This is a genomic window from Streptomyces sp. NBC_00726 (genome assembly GCF_045161735.1).
Taxonomy (GTDB): Bacteria; Actinomycetota; Actinomycetes; order Streptomycetales; family Streptomycetaceae; genus Streptomyces.
Genome location: NZ_CP108983.1, coordinates 4,948,450 through 4,963,867, shown reverse-complemented (window position 1 = coordinate 4,963,867; position 15,418 = coordinate 4,948,450). Strand labels below are relative to the sequence as shown.

Genomic DNA, 15,418 nt, shown 5'->3' with positions numbered 1-15,418 from the left:
AGCACCACCGCGCGTTCGCACACGCACCCACATACCCCCACCTCAGAGAAGTCACATTGTGAAAATTCCCTGAGGGCGGGAACCATCCCAGACCCTAAACAGCAAATCCGCTGGTCAGCAGCCAGGAGAAGTCGGGCGCACGACTTAGAACCACCCATTCCAGGTGCGGCCTGCATCACGGTTGCACGGTGACATGCCCATGCTTCAGCAAAGGTTCCTTGCCTAGGTGGCAAACTCGCACCAGACAATCTTGCCCGGGTTGCGTTCGCCGACGCCCCACTTGGCGGCCAGGGCAGCGACCAGCATCAGGCCGCGGCCGCGTTCCGCGGTGGGGTCCGGGGACGGGGCCATCTCCGGGACCTCGCCGTCGCCGCTGTCGTGGATCTCGACCCTCAGCCGGGCCTCGGCGCGGTCCCAGTACAGGAAGAGGCGGTAGCCCCGCCCCGGCGGCACGCCGTGCACGAGGGCGTTGGTCGCGAGTTCGCTCACGCAGAGCAGTACGTCGTCGGTGTTCACCTGGTGCTCCTCGCACGCCCAGTCGACCAGGGCCTGCCGCGCGAACTTCCGTACGAGCGGTACGGACCGGCGCTCCCGGCGGTAGAAGGCTTCGCGGAATTCGAGGAGTTGAGTTGCTTCGTTCATGAGACGAAGGTCACACATCGTCACTACCGTTGTGCACCGCGTCAGGTCGTACGGAGTCAATGTACGAGCGCTGACGGGTCATCACGCGGTCGTAGCGGGGAGAGGCACTGCATGCAGAAAGCGCAGCGGACGAGTAAGAAGCGGATTACGTCGTGGCACCTGATCGGCGCCCAGGTGGCGACCTTCCGGCGAGCCGCCGGGTTAACGCAGGCCGCCCTCGCGGACCTGTGCCGGGTCAGCGAGGACACGATCGCGTCGATCGAGCAGGGGCGTCGCGCGCTGCAACTGGACTTCGCGATGGTCCTGGACCAGCTCCTGGACACCAAGCAAGCATTGCAGGTCGCCGTCTCCAAGATGCCGCAGAAGGAGCGGTTCCCGGCGTTCGTACAGGATTTTGTCGACTACGAGCAGAACGCGCTGAGCCTGATGTCGTACCAGAACCAGGTCGTCCCCGGACTGCTTCAGACAGAGGAGTACGCGCGGTTCGTTCTGTCCTGCCAGTACCCACCCTTGGAGGAGCACGAGCAGGAAGACCAGGTAGCGGCCCGTATGGCCAGGCAAAAGCTCCTGACCCGCAAGCCGCGCCCCATGCTGCACTTCATCATCGAGGAGAGTGTCCTGCGCAGCGAGATGGGAGAGCCCGGCATGATGCGCAGGCAGATCGAGCGCCTTCGCGAGTGCGCCGAACTCCCCTTCGTGAGCATTCAGATCATGCCGTCGAACCTGCCCAAGCACGCCGCCCTTGACGGCCCGATGGTCCTTCTCGAAACCCCGGACCACGACTATCTCGCCTATGTGGAAGGGCAGTTGGTCAGCTTCCTCCACGATGATCCGGATGACGTCAGCGTTCTCCAGCAGAAATATGGGATGCTCCGGTCGCAGGCTCTCACGCCCGAGGAGAGCATCCGCCTACTGGAACACCTGCTTGGAGAGAGATGACCCGCACCGGCCTCAACTGGTTCAAGTCCAGCTACAGCGGCAGCCAGGGCGGCGACTGCCTCGAAGTGGCTTACAACTGGCGCAAGTCGAGCTACAGCGGCAGCGAAGGCGGCGACTGCGTCGAGGTCGCCGCGCACCCCGCGGCCGTGCATATCCGGGACTCCAAGGTGGCCGACGGGCCCATGCTCACCGTGCCGCCCGCCGCCTGGGACGCCTTTCTCCGGGCGAACGCCTAACGCCTCGTGGCCGCGAGGTAGACGCGGCGGGCCGGGATCTCGTCCTCGTACGCCTCGCGGACCGTGCAGTCGTCGGTACTGAAGCCCGCCCCGTGGGCCGCCCTGCGGAGTTCGTACGCGGTGAACTCCGCCCAGTAGACGCGGAGTTCGCTACCCAGGGGGTCGTCGATGACGCCGTCCGCCGCGCCCTCCTTCGCGACGACGAGGAGCCGGCCGCCGGGGCGTATCGCGGCGGCCCAGGCCGCCATCGTGTCGGGGAGCCGGTGCTTGGGCTGGTCGTGGAGCGAGTAGTACGCGACGAGGCCGTCGAGCGGGCCGCCGGTGACCGCGCCCTGGTCCATGACCGCGAACCGCACGCCCGGCTGCTCCCGGCGCGCCAGCGCGACGCAGCGGGGTGAGAGGTCGATGCCCAGCATGTCGAGGCCCTGGGCGGCGAGCAGCGCCGTGACATGGCCGCAGGGCCCGCAGCCCGCGTCGTACACCCTGCCGCCCACGCCGACCCGCCGCGCGAACGCGCGCAGGACCGCCAGGTCGTACGGCTTGCCGTCCAGCTCGTGGCGGAAAAGCCGGAGGTAGTGGTCCGCACGCGCGTCCCACGTACGGACGACGTCGGCGGCGCTGCCGGGCTCGGGCGAGGACACGGGTGCCGCTACCAGCGCACGGGCGCGTCGGTGTACACCGTTTCGAAGGTCATGGTCGCGAAGTCTATGACGCGACTCCGGTCCCCGATAAGCCCCGTTGACCGACGATGCCGCCTTCTCGGGTCACGACGAAGCGACCGTGAAGTGGCAGACCGCTGCCGTCGGCGACGGGGCCGAGGTGCCGTCTGCGGTCCGGACGTACCAGCCGTATTTGTGTCCGGCGAGCAGCGTCGGCCGGACCGAGACCGTGCCCTCCCCCAGCACTTTTCCGCTCGCGGAGCCCGGGCCCCCCAGGTAGATCGGCTGCGGCTGCTGCGGGTCGGTGTTGTCCCAGATCGAGAATTCGGCCCAGACGTCGTGGGAGGGGTCCGGGTGTGCCACGTACGCGGTCAGCTCGGGGGTAGTGGTGGGGACGGTACCGAAGTCCCCGGCCGTGTAGCTCCCGTTGTGGCACCCGGGCCCGTTCGTCTCTGTGCCGGGGGCTGTCCCGGTCCGGGTGGGTGCGGTGAGCGCACCCGCCGCGGAGGCGACCTGGGCGGCGGTCATCGCGTAATCGAACGTCGTGACCGACTGGAGGGACCCCTTCCAGAACGCGTTGGCGTGGCCGGACACCTTGTCGCGGCCGACGGTGAAGGCTCCGGTGGCCCGCCAAGTCGCCGGGTGGACGGCAGAGCCGACCGGGACACCGTCGACATACAGGGTGATGGCACCACTCAGCGCGTCGAATGTTCCGGTGAGACGGGTCCAGCGGCCGGGCACAGCGGGCGTCCGGGAAATCGCCTGGTCCATGTCCCAGGTGTTGCTGTCGGCCTTGGGCATACCGAACCGCCAGGTCCGGTCCCCCTGGTTGAACCAGAGCATCATGCCGCTGATCCTGGAGCCGTCCTGCGCCATCACTACGGAGGTGCCCGCGTCCGGGTCGATCTTGGCCCAGGCGGAGACGGTGAAGCTCCGCGTGGTGTCCACGACGGGGCCGCCAGCGTCGATCTCCCCTGTCGTTCCGTCCAGTATCGCAGCGCCTCCGTGTTCGGTGCTCCAGCCGACACCACCCTGCGCAGAACCGGAATGGCCCTGCTCATTGCGGAGCGACCAGTTCAGGCGTGGCCCGCCCTTCACCGTCCCGAGCAACGGGGCGTGGTCGGAGGGGGCGTTCGGTACGCAGGCCGCCCCGTTGCTCGTGGTGCAGTCGGGCTGGGCGGAGTAGTCGGCGCTGTCCGCCAGCTCGGGCAGGGAGTCGCAGCCCCCGAACCCGGCTGTGGCGAACAGGTAGTCGATCTTCGAGGTCTGGACCGTTCCCTGTGTAAGAGTGCCGTCCGCCGTCGGAAGCCACTGGTTCGTGACCTTGGTCATCTCATTCGGCGTGTCACCGGCGTAGTAGCCCTGCTGGTCGCATTCGGCCAAGGTCCGGTACAGCGGTTGCAGGCTGTCACGCACCCGCGTGTTGAAGTCACCTCCCAGGACGACCTGCCGGAAGTCGTCCACCTGGTCGGAGACGGCCCCGATCTGTGCCTGGTACGCCGCTGCGGCCTCACCGGACGGCAGGGAGGTGTCGTAGTTGGTGAGGTGCGTCGTGCACAGATGGGTCTCCCATCCGGCGACCCCCGCACACAGCACCTTTCCGCGTTGCTGCACTCCGGCCGGTGCCGGCAGCTGCGTCTCGCGCTTCCAGTCGATACCGCCCTTCGCCAGAATCGCCACGCTCACGTCCCCCGACAGGCTGCCCCGGCAGTCGGAATCACCGTTCGGACGCGGGGTGATGGCCGATACGGCGCTCCAAGACGTGTCCGTTCGATTGAGCATGCCGAGGATCTGGTCGAGTTGACTGGCACCTCGCGTTCCGTTGCTGTTCCGCGTGCCGGCGCAGACCTCTTGGAGCAGAACGGCGTCCAGGTTCTCCCCGGTGACGACGTCGGAGATCTGCGCCGCCTTCTTCAGAGTGTTGGTGCCGTCGGGCAGCCGGGTGTTGCGTTCCGGGCAGTACCCCGATGCCCAGGGTCCCGCCCCACCGGCCTCTCCGCACACGTTCCACGTCATCACACGCAGCGGCTCGACGGTGTGGGCGTTGTTCCCCGGGTCTCCGGGCACGGTGTCGAGTGCGGACGCCTGTCCCACGGACCCCACGCCGAGGAGGAGCGCCGTGGAAAGCACGGCGACCACCCCCCGCCATGCTGTTGATCTTTCTATTCGCATAGGGGAACGATAGAGGTCGCTTCAAGCCGATACCCATGGCAGGCCATGGCGGAAGGGCCGGCAGCAGGGCGCCCCCTCACAACCCCCCGCGCAACGCGTTCACCCGGGCCGCCGCCGCGTCGAAGGCGGCCGGGTCCAGGGTGTCGCCCAGGGCGTCCGCCAGGGCGGTGACCGCCTCGTCGCCCTGGGAGACGTCGCGGGCCGAGCAGAGCAGGAGGTCCATTCCGGCGGCGGCGGCCTTGACGGCGCGCCGGGACGTGCTGCCGTAGGACGAGAGGGCGCCGGCCTCCAGGGCGTCCGTGACGGTGACGCCCTTGAAGCCGAGCCGGTTGCGGAGCTCGCCGACGACGGTCGGGGAGAGGCCGGCGGGACGGGCGGAGTCCAGGCCCGTGTAGATCGCCCAGGAGAGCATGACGAGCTTGACGCCCGCCGCGATGGCGTCCTTGTACGGGGCCGCGTCCACGCTGCGGAGGGTGGCGGCGGAGGTGGTGATCGTGACGGACCGCAGGTCGGTGTTCTGGCTCGCCGTCGCCGGGCCCAGGCCCGGGAAGTGCTTGGCGGTCGCGGCGACGCCCTCGCGCTGCTGGGCGGTGATGAAGTCGGCGCCGCAACTGGCCACGGCGGCGGCCGACTTGCTGTACGAGCGCTCGTACTGGTCGGTGAAGTCGCCGTTGGCGCGGTAGACGTCGAGGACCGGGGCGAGGTTGACGTTCATGCCGACGCCCGCGAGGTTGAGGCCCGCGCCGCTGCCGGTGAAGTCGGCCCAGTAGTGCGGGTCGGAGGAGGCGCCGACGGCCTTCGCGGACTTGACGGGTTCCCCCGGCAGGCGGCGGACCAGGCCGCCCTCCTGGTCGGTCATGAGGAGCAGCGGGGCCTGGATGGGCGACGAGGCGCGGGCCTCGTTCATGGAGCGGATCACGCCCTCTATCTGCGTCAGGTTCTGGACGTTCTCGCCGAAGAAGATGACGCCCGCCGTGTGGCCCTGCTTGATCGCGGTCATCAGGGAGGCGGGGGGTGTGAGACCCGGGTACGAGTGGATGACGCGCTGCCCGGCGCGCTGGAGGGGCGACAGGGCGGAGAAGCGGGGGCGGGTGCTCTCCGGCAGCCGGAGGGCCGCCTCCGCCGCGCCGGCCGCCGGGCCGAGACCGCCGGCGAGGGCCGCGGCCCCGGCGATCAGGGCGCCGCGCCGGCTCAGGGGTGGGGTCATGACGTACTCCTTCGTGAACGGTCGTGGGGGGCTGGTGGGGGCCGGAGCGGCCCGGGTCGGGCCGCTCCGGCTCGTACACCTATACGTTTACGTTCACGGCGTGTTGTTCGCCAGGGCGAGGAGGCGGGAGCGGTCGCCGCCGAAGCGGTCCCGGTCGACGTTGCCGGAGACGCCGCTCACCGATCCGGTGGAGCTGTACTGCCAGACGGTGTAGAAGGGGAAGCCCGACGGGATGCTGGGGCTGCCCGCGGACGTCCAGTGGGCGACCCAGAGCGGGCTGCGGGCGGACATGCCGTTCCAGCCGCCGGTGCAGGTGTTCCACCAGCTCGGGCTGGTGTAGATCACGACGTCGCGGCCGGTGCGGGCCTTGTACTTGTTGTAGAAGTCGAGAATCCACTGCCGCATCCCGGCCTGCGAGTAGCCGTAGCAGGTGCCCTCGATGTCCAGCACGCCCGGGAGCGTGAGGTTGTCGCGGGACCAGGCGCCGCCGTTGCCGGCGAAGAAGTCGGCCTGCGCCGCGCCGCCGGAGACGTCCGGGCGCGCGTAGTGGTAGGCGCCCCGGATGACGCCCGCGTTGTAGGCGTTCAGGTAGTTGGCGCTGAACGTCGGGTCCTTGTACGTCAGGCCCTCGGTGGCCTTCATCCAGGCGAACTCGATGCCCGCGCCGCGCACCGAGCTCCAGTTGATGCCGCCCTGCCAGCTGGAGACGTCGATGCCGGCCGGGTTCGCCTTGAGGTTGGCCTCCGGGGCCGCGTCCAGGGCGAGCTGCCGGGTGTCGGGCTTGAAGTCCTTGCCGTCCTGGACGTAGCCGACGCCCATGTACCCCTTGCCGAGCGGGACGGGGTTGTCGTGGCGGGGCGCCGACGAGGCGGTGCCGGACATCAGGCCGAGCAGCAGTGCCGCGCTCGTACCGAGGACGCCGGCCGCGGTGAGTCTCTTGCGGGTGATCATGAGGAGCCTCCTGCTGGTGGGGGAAGCGGCCGGGGCCGGCCGCTCGGGCAGCACGCTTCACGCATGGGTCTACGCGCGTCCACTTGTCGCGAACACGACATAGTCAGCCACAGAAGCGGCCCTCCGGTAAACAGTTTTCGCCCTTCGTTAGTGGTCTAGACCATGACCCGCCCGTGTGAGCAGCGCGAACGCCCGCCGCCCGCCGGAACTTTCCGCGCCCCGGGCCGGTCCGCCAGGCCGGACCCCACTCGTTCGGGTGGACGTTCCCGCGCATAGGCATGATTCGCGGGCAAATGACCTTGGCGAGCGCGATCATGCGTCGGTGATCTCTACCAACCGGACGGTCCGCCGTCCCAAGTCCCCTTTGCTGGCCGGGTTCGGCGGTGCGCTCGCCCTGCTGAGTCTGATTCCGGCGCTCCCCGCGACCGCCGCCGCTCCCGCGCGCGACAGCGCCGTACGCACCACCGCGTACGCGGCGCCGCGCCCGGTGACGCCCGCCGAACGCCGTACCGCCGCCTATCTGGACTCGCTGCGGGAGCGGCCCGCTCAGCTGCGGGCCTTCTTCAAGGAGCTGCCCAAGGGCGGTGACCTGCACAATCACCTGTCCGGCGCGGTGACCACCGAATATCTGCTCCAACTCGCGATCGAGCAGGGGCTCTGCGTCGACGCGACGATGACCGCGGTGGCCTCGCCGTGCGCCCCGGGCGCCCGGCCGGCCTCCGACGCGCGCACCGACGCCGCGTTCAAGCAGCAGATCATCCGGGCCTGGTCGATGCAGGACTTCCCGGCCGACGAGTCCGGGCACGACCACTTCTTCGACACCTTCGGCAAGTTCGGCATGGCCACCTGGTACGCCCGGGGCAAGATGCTCGCCAATGTCGCGAACACCGTGGTGAAGCAGAACCAGTTCTACCTGGAGACGATGGTCAGCCCGGCCTCGGACAGCGCCAAGAAGCTGGCCGACGAGGTGGGCTACGACGCCGACTTCGCCGCGTTCCACCGCAAGCTGGTCGCGGGCGGCAAGCTGGACAAGGTCATCGACGAGGCCGTCCAGGAGGCCGACGACAGCGACGCGCAGTTCCGCGAGGCCGCCCACTGCGACACCCCGCGCCCCGCCCCCGCCTGCAAGCTGCCGGTCCGGTGGATCTCCCAGGTGTCCCGGGGCAGCGCCCCGAACCGCGTGTTCACGCAGATGGCCGTCGGCATGCGGCTGGCCGAGCGCGACCCGAGGTTCGTCGCGGTCAACCTCGTGCAGCCGGAGGACGGCGAAACCTCGCTGCGCGACTACAGCCTTCAGATGCGGATGCTGAAGTACCTGCGCGGGCGGTACCCGGGCGCCCACCTCACCCTGCACGCCGGTGAGCTGGCTCCGGGCCTGGTCAAGCCGGAGGACCTGACCTTCCACATCAACGAGGCGGTCCGGGTCGCCGGCGCCGAGCGCATCGGCCACGGCGTCGACCTGGTCCACGAGGACGACTGGCGCGCGCTGGCCCGGACGATGGCCCGGCGCCATGTGGCCGTCGAGGTGCCGTTCTCCAGCAACAAGCAGATCCTCGGCATCGCGGGCGACGACCACCCGTTCAACGCGTACCGCCGCTACGGCGTCCCGATCGTCCTCTCCACGGACGACCCGGGCGTCTCCCGGATCGACATCAGCCACGAGTACCAGTACGCGGCGAAGACCTACCGCCTCTCGTACACCGAGCTGAAGGACCTGGCCCGCGCCTCGCTGGAGTACGCCTTCCGCGACGGCCGCAGCCTGTGGGCCACCGGCACCGCCCCCTCCGCCTACCGCACGGTCGCGGCCTGCCGGGCCGACCGCCCCGGCACCGCCCACCCGAGCGCGCGCTGTGCGCGTTACCTCGCGGGAAGCCCGAAGGCGGCGACGGAGTGGCGCCAGGAGGCGGCCTTCGCCACGTTCGAGCGGGCCCACGGGGGTCGCTGAGCCGGTCGGACCATGACGGAGGGGGTGCGGGGCGCGGGCCCCGTACCCCCTCCGTCATGCCGCCGGAAGCGGCGCTCTCAGAACCCGCCCCCGAAGTCCCCGCCCCCGCCGAACCCGCCCCCGTCCCCGAAGCCCCCGCCGTCCCCGAACCCGCCGCCTCCGAAGCCGGACGAGTCGAAGTCCGTTCCGGAGAAGTCGCCGCCACCGCCGTAGTCGCCGCCGCCGTAGTCCGCCGCGTAGGCCGGGGTGGACAGCATCGAGCCGAGCATCGTGCCCATCAGGAGGCCCGGGAGCAGGCCGCCGCCGAAGTAGCCGCCCGCCCACGGCCCGTAGGCCGGGCCCGCCTCCCAGTACGGACGGCGGGTGCCGTCGCCCACCTCGACCGTGCGGCTCATCGGGTCCTCGCCCTCGTCCAGCCGCGTCCGGTCCGCCGCGCACACCGGGACCTCCCGGGCGCTGCCGCCCGCAGGGGCCCAGCGGATGTCCGCGACGGAGGGACCGTGCCGCGGGTCGAAGAAGCAGGGCGGACGGCGGGCCGGGAGTTCGCGGCCGGAGCGGCGGGCGTCGAGCACCGCGAGCGAGTAGCGGCCGTCCTCCAGGGCCTGGGTCACGCCACGCACGTCCGAGGGGTGTTTCGCCCCGGCCATCCGGGACTTGGCGCTCTCGTAGGAGTCGAGGGCGCGTTCGTAGTCGCCGCGCATCGTGTCGTCGGCGCCGGGCTCCGCCGGGTGGAAGTCGAGCCGTTCCAGGGTCTCCCCGTACGCCGTGATGTCCTCGTCCACGACCACCCGCAGCCGGTCGAGCGCGACCCGCTCCTCTTCCTCCTTGCGCCTGCGGTTGCGGCGTACGACCGTGTACGCGGCGGCACCGCCGAGGATTACTACGGCCCCGGTCACGGCGAGGCCGACGGCGGTCGAGCGGCCGGTGGACGCGGAGTGCTCGCCGCCGCTCCAGGAGGCGGGGGCGCTGCCCCGGGCCTGTTCGAGGGCGCGGTCCACGAAGGCGCCCAGCTGGGTCGCCGCGTCGGTGTCCGCTCCGGGGGTCTTCACCGCGGCGGTGAGGTTGATGACCGCGTTCCGGGACATCACCCGCGGGTCGGCGCCCGCGCTGAAGCCGTCGCCGAGGCGGATCGCGTAGACGCCGGAGATGCCGGTCTCGGCGCGCAGGGTGCGCAGCACGGTGTCCTTGGGGAAGGCGGCGGTGTTCGGCAGCACGGCCACGAAGACCGGTTTGTCCGCGTCCTCGATCTTCCTGCTCAGCGCGGCGGCCTGGCTCCGGGAGAGCTCGTCGGACGCGGCCGGGTCGACGTAGACGGGCCCCTTGCGCAGGGCCTGGGCGACGTCGTTGACGGTGGAGGCCCCGGTCGCGGCGGGGGCGGCGGGGGCCAGGAAGAGGGCGAGGGCGGACAGCAGGGCCAGGAGCCCCGCCAGAAGCGCCGCCGGGGCCGTAAGCACGCAAAACGGCCTGTTCCGCATACTCCCAAGCTAACGCACACCCGTATGAAACGGGTCCAGACGTACGGAACGGGCGGGCGGCCTCCTGGTGCCGCCCGCCCGTTCCGCGCCCTCAGGCGGCCCGGTAGGCCGTCCTGAGCTTCGCCACCGCACCGGTCAGATCACCGGTGAGCAGCAGGTGGTCGGCGTCCGCGAACGGCTTGGACACCTTCTCGGTCAGCTTGCCGCCGGTCTTCTGCTGGACCAGCAGCCGGGCCTGCCCGACGATCTCCCGGCCGATCCCGGTCTTCCCGAGTCCGGCGCGCTCGGTGACCTGGGCGGCCAGGCCGAGCAGGGCGAGCGTGACCTCGCCGCCGGCCGGGGGCTTCTTCAGCGTGGTGAGGCCCCAGCCGTACGGGAACTGCGGGTCGTACGAGGCGTCGCCCACGTTGATCGGGAGCTGTGCCTCGGACTTGGGCCAGGTCACCGGGAGCTGCCCGGTGAAGGCCCGCTTGCCGAAGAGGACGTCGGCGACGCCGTCGCCCTCGGAGCCCGGCAGCCAGGACGCCACCAGCGCGTCGATGCCGTCGAGCTGGTCCCCGATGAGCTGGGGGCGGCCCGAGACGATCAGGACGGCGCACTTCATCGCGGCGCAGACCTTGTCGATCGCGGCCCGGTCGGCGTCGGACAGCTTCAGGTCGTGCCCGTTGCCGACGTCCCCGACGCCCTCCGCGTACGGGGTCTCACCGACGACGACCACACCGACGTCGTAGCCGGCCGTGTCGGCGGACGCGTCCTTGGAGTACGTGACGGACGCGGCGTCCTTCTTCATGGCGGACAGGATCGTGGTGCCCGTGGTGATGGCACCGGAGGAGCCCTGCCAGCTGACGGTCCAGCCGCCGGCCTGGTTGCCGATGTCATCGGCGTTGGAGCCGGCCACGTACACCTTCTGCGAGGACTTCAGCGGCAGCACGCCGCCGTCGTTCTTCAGCAGCACCTGCGACTTGGCGGCGGCCTCGCGGGCCACGGCCCGGTGCTCCGCCGAGCCGATCTTCTTGAGGTTGGCGGTGTCCGCGTACGGCTTCTCGAAGAGGCCCAGTTTGAACTTCTGGGTCAGGATGCGGGAGACCGCGTCATCGATCCGGGACTGCGGGATGCGGCCCGCGGTGACCTCGTCCTGGAGCGTCCTCGTGAAGTCCTTGTAGTTGGTCGGGACCATGATCATGTCGAGCCCGGCGTTGATCGACGTGCGCACGTCGCTCGCGTAGTCGCCGGGGATCTGGTCGATCGCCGCGTAGTCGCTGATGACGAAGCCCTCGAAGCCCATGCGGTCCTTGAGGACGCCGTTGATCATCTCGGCGTCGGCGTGCATCTTCACCGGGCCCTTGTCGTCCCCGATGATGTCGAGCGAGGAGTAGGACGGCATGACCGTGCCGACGCCCCGGTCGACCGCTTCCTCGAAGGGCGCGAGGTGGACGGCTTCCAGCTCCTGCCGGGTGACCTTGGTGACGCCCTGGTCGGTCGTGTACGAACCGGTGGTGGACGAGCCGTACTCCGTACCGCCGTCGCCGACGTAGTGCTTGGCGGTGGCCAGCACCTTGTCGTTGCGGTCCAGGTCCTTGCCGGACGCGGCGCCCTGCATGCCCTGGATCACGGTCTCCAGGGACTTCACGAGGGCCGGGTCCTCACCGTACGACTCGTAGGAGCGGCCCCAGCGCTCGTCGCGCGAGACGCAGAGGCAGGGCGCGAAGTCCCACGGGACGCCGGTCGCGCGGACCTCGCTCGCGGTGACGGCACCGGTCTTCCCGGCCAGCTTCGGATCGCGCGTGGCTCCGAGGCCGACGTTGTGCGGCATGATCGTCGAGCCGACCAGGTTGTTGTGGCCGTGCACCGCGTCCACGCCGTAGATCAGCGGGATCTGGAAGCGGGTGGCCTGGGCGCGCAGCTGGTAGCCGTCGATCATCTTCGCCCACGCCTCGGGGGTGTTGGGCGAGGGGACCGAGCCGCCGCCGGAGAGCAGCGAGCCGAGGTCGTACGCGGCGATGTCGCCCTGCGAGGAGAGCGCGTTGCGCTCGGCCTGGGTCATCTGGCCGGCCTTCTCGGCGGGCGACATCCGGGACAGCAGGTCGGCGACGCGCTGCTTCACCGGCAGCTTCGCGTTCTGGTACGGCAGCCCGTGGGCGTCGATGACGGCCTGCGGGTTCTCCTTCGGCGGCCGGGCGCCGGTGACGGTCAGCTCCAGCGGGACGGTCTTCGCGGTGGCGGCGCCGGAGACCTTCTTGGTCGCGATCCTCACCTGGTGGGTGGTGCCGGAGGCGGTGCCCGCCGGGAAGGTGTACGTGCCGCTGACCGGCGTGAAGTCGGTGCCGGACTCGGCCGTGCCGCCCTTCGTCTCGTACGCGACGGTGACGGGCTCGTCCAGCGGGACGGACCCGGTCGTGGTGAGCGTGAAGCCGAGGGACGCGGACGCGCCCTGCTTCACCGGGACCACCGCCGCCTCGGTGACGACGCTCGCCTTCAGGGCCGCGTCGGCCTTCCCGTACAGCTCCATGCCGTCGATGGCGAACGTGCCGGGGGCGCCGGTCGGCAGGGTGAGGGCGTATCCCCACATCTCGTTCAGGCCGAGGACCTGGTCGATGCCGCCGACGGGCTGGTAGTCGCCCCGGTAGGTGAAGTCGGCGAACGGGATCTCGACGAGGTGCCAGCCCTCCCAGTCGTCGGTGAACGAGGTGGTCCAGAGCTCGGACGCCTCGCCGTTGGCGCCGCCGTCCTTGATCTCGAAGTTGATCCGCTTGCCCGAACCGGGCGGCAGCGGCGCGGTGTTCTGGCCGTACCACCAGAAGCGGATGCCCTTGTGGGCGGACCAGTCGTGCGGCTGTGCGTCGGCGGCGTAGTCGTGGCTGAAGCCGCCGTAGCCGCTGATGTCGTAGGTGCCTTCGAGGACCTTGTCGCCCTCGGGGGCGTCGGCCCGGTCCTTCAGGGCCAGGGTGGGCGGGTCGTCGGCGTCGCCGCCCCAGGTGAAGATGCCCTCGGCCGGCTGACCGGCGAAGGGCACCTCCCCCTCGAAGCGGTCGATGGCGACCGGTGCCGGTTCGTCGGCGGCCGGGGCCGCCGTGGACGGGACCGCGCCGGCGAGCAGGCCGGCCACCACGGTGGCGGCGGCCAGCACAGCGGTCGCGGGTCTGGCCCGGCGACGGGTGCGGGGTGGCATCTGTGCGACTCCTTCGTACGGTGCCCGCGCGCGGCGCAGCGGGGGTGCTGGGCCGCGCGCGGGACGCGGGTGGTACCGGGAGGTGACGTGCCTGTGGGGGGTGGTGGTGCGTGGGGGGGGCTCGGGGGGGGCCGGGGTGAGCTACTTCTTCTGCTCCACCCGCACCCAGTCGATCTCCGCCTTGACGCCGCCCTGCGCGACGCGGTCGACGCTGGACTGCGGCAGGCCCCAGTAAGGGCTGGTGACCTGGTTCCACCCGGCGGGGTAGGCGCCGCCGAGCGCCAGGTTGAGGATCACGTACTGGTTGTGGTCGAAGACCCACTTGCCGCGGGTGGACTCCAGCTTGGAGCGGGAGGTCGTCTGCACGACTCGGTCGTCCACGGTGAACGTCATGCCCTCGGGCGTCCATTCGACGCCGTAGGTGTGCCATTCGTCGGCGCGGCCGCCGTTCGGGTACGTCTGCTGCTTGCCGATGTTGCCGTCGGCGGAGTAGCCGGGGCCGTGCAGGGCTGAGCTGGTCCAGTCGCCGTAGCCGATGTTCTCCATGATGTCGGTCTCGCCCGAGCCGGGCCAGGAGACGTCCGGGTCGTCGACGTCGCTGCCGAGCATCCAGAAGGCGGGCCAGAAGCCGTCGCCGACCGGCAGCTTCATGCGGGCGCTGACCTTGCCGTAGGTGAAGTCGAACTTGGTGTTGGTGTCGATGCGGCCGGAAGTGAAGTCGAAGGTGCCCGCCGGGGTCTGGGTGCAGCCCTTGCAGTACTTCGATTGCAGGACCAGGGAGCCGTTCTCGGTACGGATGTTGTCCGCCGAGTCGACGTATGCCTGGGATTCCCCGTTGACCGGGTTCATCTCCGTGCCGGTGCGCACGACCCGCCACTTGTCGCGGTCGAGGCCGGAGCCGTTGAAGTCGTCGAAGAAGGTGGTGGTGTAGGCGCCGCCGGGGTCCCTGGGGAGGGCCGGGTAGGCGGCGTTCGCGCTGCCCCCGGTGCCCCACACCTGGAACTCGTAGAGCGAGTAGCCGAACTGGGCGGTGGCGGGCGCGGGGTTGTAGAAGGAGCGCCGCTCGACCCCCAGCATCCGGACGTAGCGGCCGGTCGCCGGGGTGGGCAGCTGGACGGTGTCGTGCCGGCCCACGGCGTCGCCGGGCGACTTGACGTCCGCACGGCGGGCGGCGGCCTCGGCGGCGGACGGCTGGTAGACGGTGCGCCAGGTGCGGTTGTCGTCGGAGACCTGGATGCGGTAGTCGACGGCGTAGGCCGCCTCCCAGTACAGGTCCACGCTGTCGATGGTGGAGGTGGCGCCGAGGTCGACGCCCACCCAGCGGTTGGCGTTCCAGTCGCTGGACCAGCGGGACTGGTCGGCCTTCAGGTCTGCGGGCCAGCCGCCGTCGGTGACGAAGGCCGGGGAGTTGCCGGCGTGCTGGTAGAAGTCGCCGTACGCGGGGTGGTTGAGGGCGAGGTTGCTGCGGGTGGTGGAGGCCGGGGCGGGCTCTCCTCCGTACACCTTGAAGGAATACAGCGAGTAGCCCCAGGGGGTGGCGCGCTGGATGCCGCGCATCCGGACATAGCGGCCGGTGACCTCCTGCGGGTAGGTGTGCGCGGTGACGCTGCCGCCGGTGCCGTCGTCCTCGGTGTAGAAGGTGGTCCAGTCGGTGCCGTTCTTCGACACCTCCAGGACGTACTTCTTGCCGTAGGCGGCCTCCCAGTCCAGGGTGACGCTGCTGACGCGGATGACGGAGCCGAGGTCGACCCGTATCCAGGCGTCGTCGGCGAAGTCGCTGGACCAGCGGGTGGTGGAGTCGCCGTCGGCCGCCGCCCCCGGTCCGGAGGCGGCGTTCTCGCTCCCGGACGCGGTGACGGAGTCCGGGTCGGCGGTGTGGGCGGCGGCGGCCCGGTCGGTGTCCCAGGCCGCGGCCTGCGCCGCCGCCGGCTTGGGGACCGGGGCGGCGAACGCCATGGGGGCGGCGAGGGCGATCAGAGCGGCGGTGGTGGCTGCCAGGGTCGTACGAGAGGGCATGGTGGGG

Annotated in this window: 11 protein-coding genes; 3 read left to right on the top strand and 8 right to left on the bottom strand. The window is 70.6% G+C overall.

Going from position 1 to position 15,418, the window contains the following annotated elements:
• Positions 1-222 precede the first annotated feature (222 nt).
• Positions 223-642: an ATP-binding protein gene (locus OG338_RS22335; RefSeq protein ID WP_405939020.1), complete on the bottom strand. Its 420-nt coding sequence runs from the start codon at positions 640-642 to the stop codon at positions 223-225.
• Between the two features lie 111 nt (positions 643-753).
• Here OG338_RS22335 and OG338_RS22330 point away from each other — a divergent pair, with 111 nt between their 5' ends.
• Complete coding sequence (locus OG338_RS22330; RefSeq protein ID WP_405939019.1) at positions 754-1,581, top strand: Scr1 family TA system antitoxin-like transcriptional regulator; 828 nt, start codon at positions 754-756, stop codon at positions 1,579-1,581.
• Entirely contained in the window at positions 1,578-1,817 is a 240-nt protein-coding gene (locus OG338_RS22325; RefSeq protein WP_405939018.1) for a DUF397 domain-containing protein, read from the top strand. The genes OG338_RS22330 and OG338_RS22325 overlap by 4 nt, the downstream gene beginning before the upstream one ends.
• On the opposite strand, the gene OG338_RS22320 is transcribed toward OG338_RS22325, so the two are convergent.
• The 4 genes from OG338_RS22320 to OG338_RS22305 form a co-directional block, all read right to left on the bottom strand.
• On the bottom strand, positions 1,814-2,458 hold the full coding sequence (locus OG338_RS22320; protein WP_405939017.1) for a class I SAM-dependent methyltransferase: 645 nt from the start codon (positions 2,456-2,458) through the stop codon (positions 1,814-1,816). The two genes, OG338_RS22325 and OG338_RS22320, sit on opposite strands and share 4 nt — an antisense overlap.
• Before the next feature lie 123 nt (positions 2,459-2,581).
• A complete protein-coding gene (locus OG338_RS22315) occupies positions 2,582-4,615 on the bottom strand; it encodes a LamG-like jellyroll fold domain-containing protein (protein ID WP_405939016.1) in 2,034 nt (677 codons plus the stop codon).
• A gap of 109 nt (positions 4,616-4,724) precedes the next feature.
• A complete protein-coding gene (locus OG338_RS22310) occupies positions 4,725-5,855 on the bottom strand; it encodes a glycoside hydrolase family 3 N-terminal domain-containing protein (protein WP_405939015.1) in 1,131 nt (376 codons plus the stop codon).
• A gap of 93 nt (positions 5,856-5,948) precedes the next feature.
• Entirely contained in the window at positions 5,949-6,806 is an 858-nt protein-coding gene (locus OG338_RS22305; RefSeq protein WP_405939014.1) for a GH25 family lysozyme, read from the bottom strand.
• A gap of 322 nt (positions 6,807-7,128) precedes the next feature.
• Between OG338_RS22305 and OG338_RS22300 the strand changes: the two genes are divergently transcribed.
• Positions 7,129-8,751: an adenosine deaminase gene (locus OG338_RS22300; RefSeq protein WP_405939013.1), complete on the top strand. Its 1,623-nt coding sequence runs from the start codon at positions 7,129-7,131 to the stop codon at positions 8,749-8,751.
• Between the two features lie 77 nt (positions 8,752-8,828).
• Here OG338_RS22300 and OG338_RS22295 read toward each other — a convergent pair whose 3' ends face one another.
• From OG338_RS22295 to OG338_RS22285, 3 genes are all read right to left on the bottom strand, one after another.
• The gene (locus tag OG338_RS22295) at positions 8,829-10,226 is read right to left on the bottom strand and encodes a hypothetical protein (protein ID WP_405939012.1); all 1,398 of its coding nucleotides are present in this window, start codon (positions 10,224-10,226) and stop codon (positions 8,829-8,831) included.
• A gap of 91 nt (positions 10,227-10,317) precedes the next feature.
• Positions 10,318-13,395, bottom strand: a complete 3,078-nt coding sequence (locus OG338_RS22290) for a glycoside hydrolase family 3 protein (protein ID WP_405939011.1) — start codon at positions 13,393-13,395, stop codon at positions 10,318-10,320.
• A 141-nt stretch (positions 13,396-13,536) separates the two neighbouring features.
• The gene (locus tag OG338_RS22285) at positions 13,537-15,411 is read right to left on the bottom strand and encodes a discoidin domain-containing protein (protein WP_405939010.1); all 1,875 of its coding nucleotides are present in this window, start codon (positions 15,409-15,411) and stop codon (positions 13,537-13,539) included.
• Positions 15,412-15,418: the final 7 nt, after the last annotated feature.

Bases quoted from the DNA above. Each gene is read 5' to 3' on its own strand.
- OG338_RS22335 (WP_405939020.1), bottom strand. From the start codon at position 642: ATGAACGAAGCAACTCAACTCCTCGAATTCCGCGAAGCCTTCTACCGC.
- OG338_RS22330 (WP_405939019.1), top strand. From the start codon at position 754: ATGCAGAAAGCGCAGCGGACGAGTAAGAAGCGGATTACGTCGTGGCAC.
- OG338_RS22325 (WP_405939018.1), top strand. From the start codon at position 1,578: ATGACCCGCACCGGCCTCAACTGGTTCAAGTCCAGCTACAGCGGCAGC.
- OG338_RS22310 (WP_405939015.1), bottom strand. From the start codon at position 5,855: ATGACCCCACCCCTGAGCCGGCGCGGCGCCCTGATCGCCGGGGCCGCG.
- OG338_RS22305 (WP_405939014.1), bottom strand. From the start codon at position 6,806: ATGATCACCCGCAAGAGACTCACCGCGGCCGGCGTCCTCGGTACGAGC.
- OG338_RS22295 (WP_405939012.1), bottom strand. From the start codon at position 10,226: ATGCGGAACAGGCCGTTTTGCGTGCTTACGGCCCCGGCGGCGCTTCTG.
- OG338_RS22290 (WP_405939011.1), bottom strand. From the start codon at position 13,395: ATGCCACCCCGCACCCGTCGCCGGGCCAGACCCGCGACCGCTGTGCTG.
- OG338_RS22285 (WP_405939010.1), bottom strand. From the start codon at position 15,411: ATGCCCTCTCGTACGACCCTGGCAGCCACCACCGCCGCTCTGATCGCC.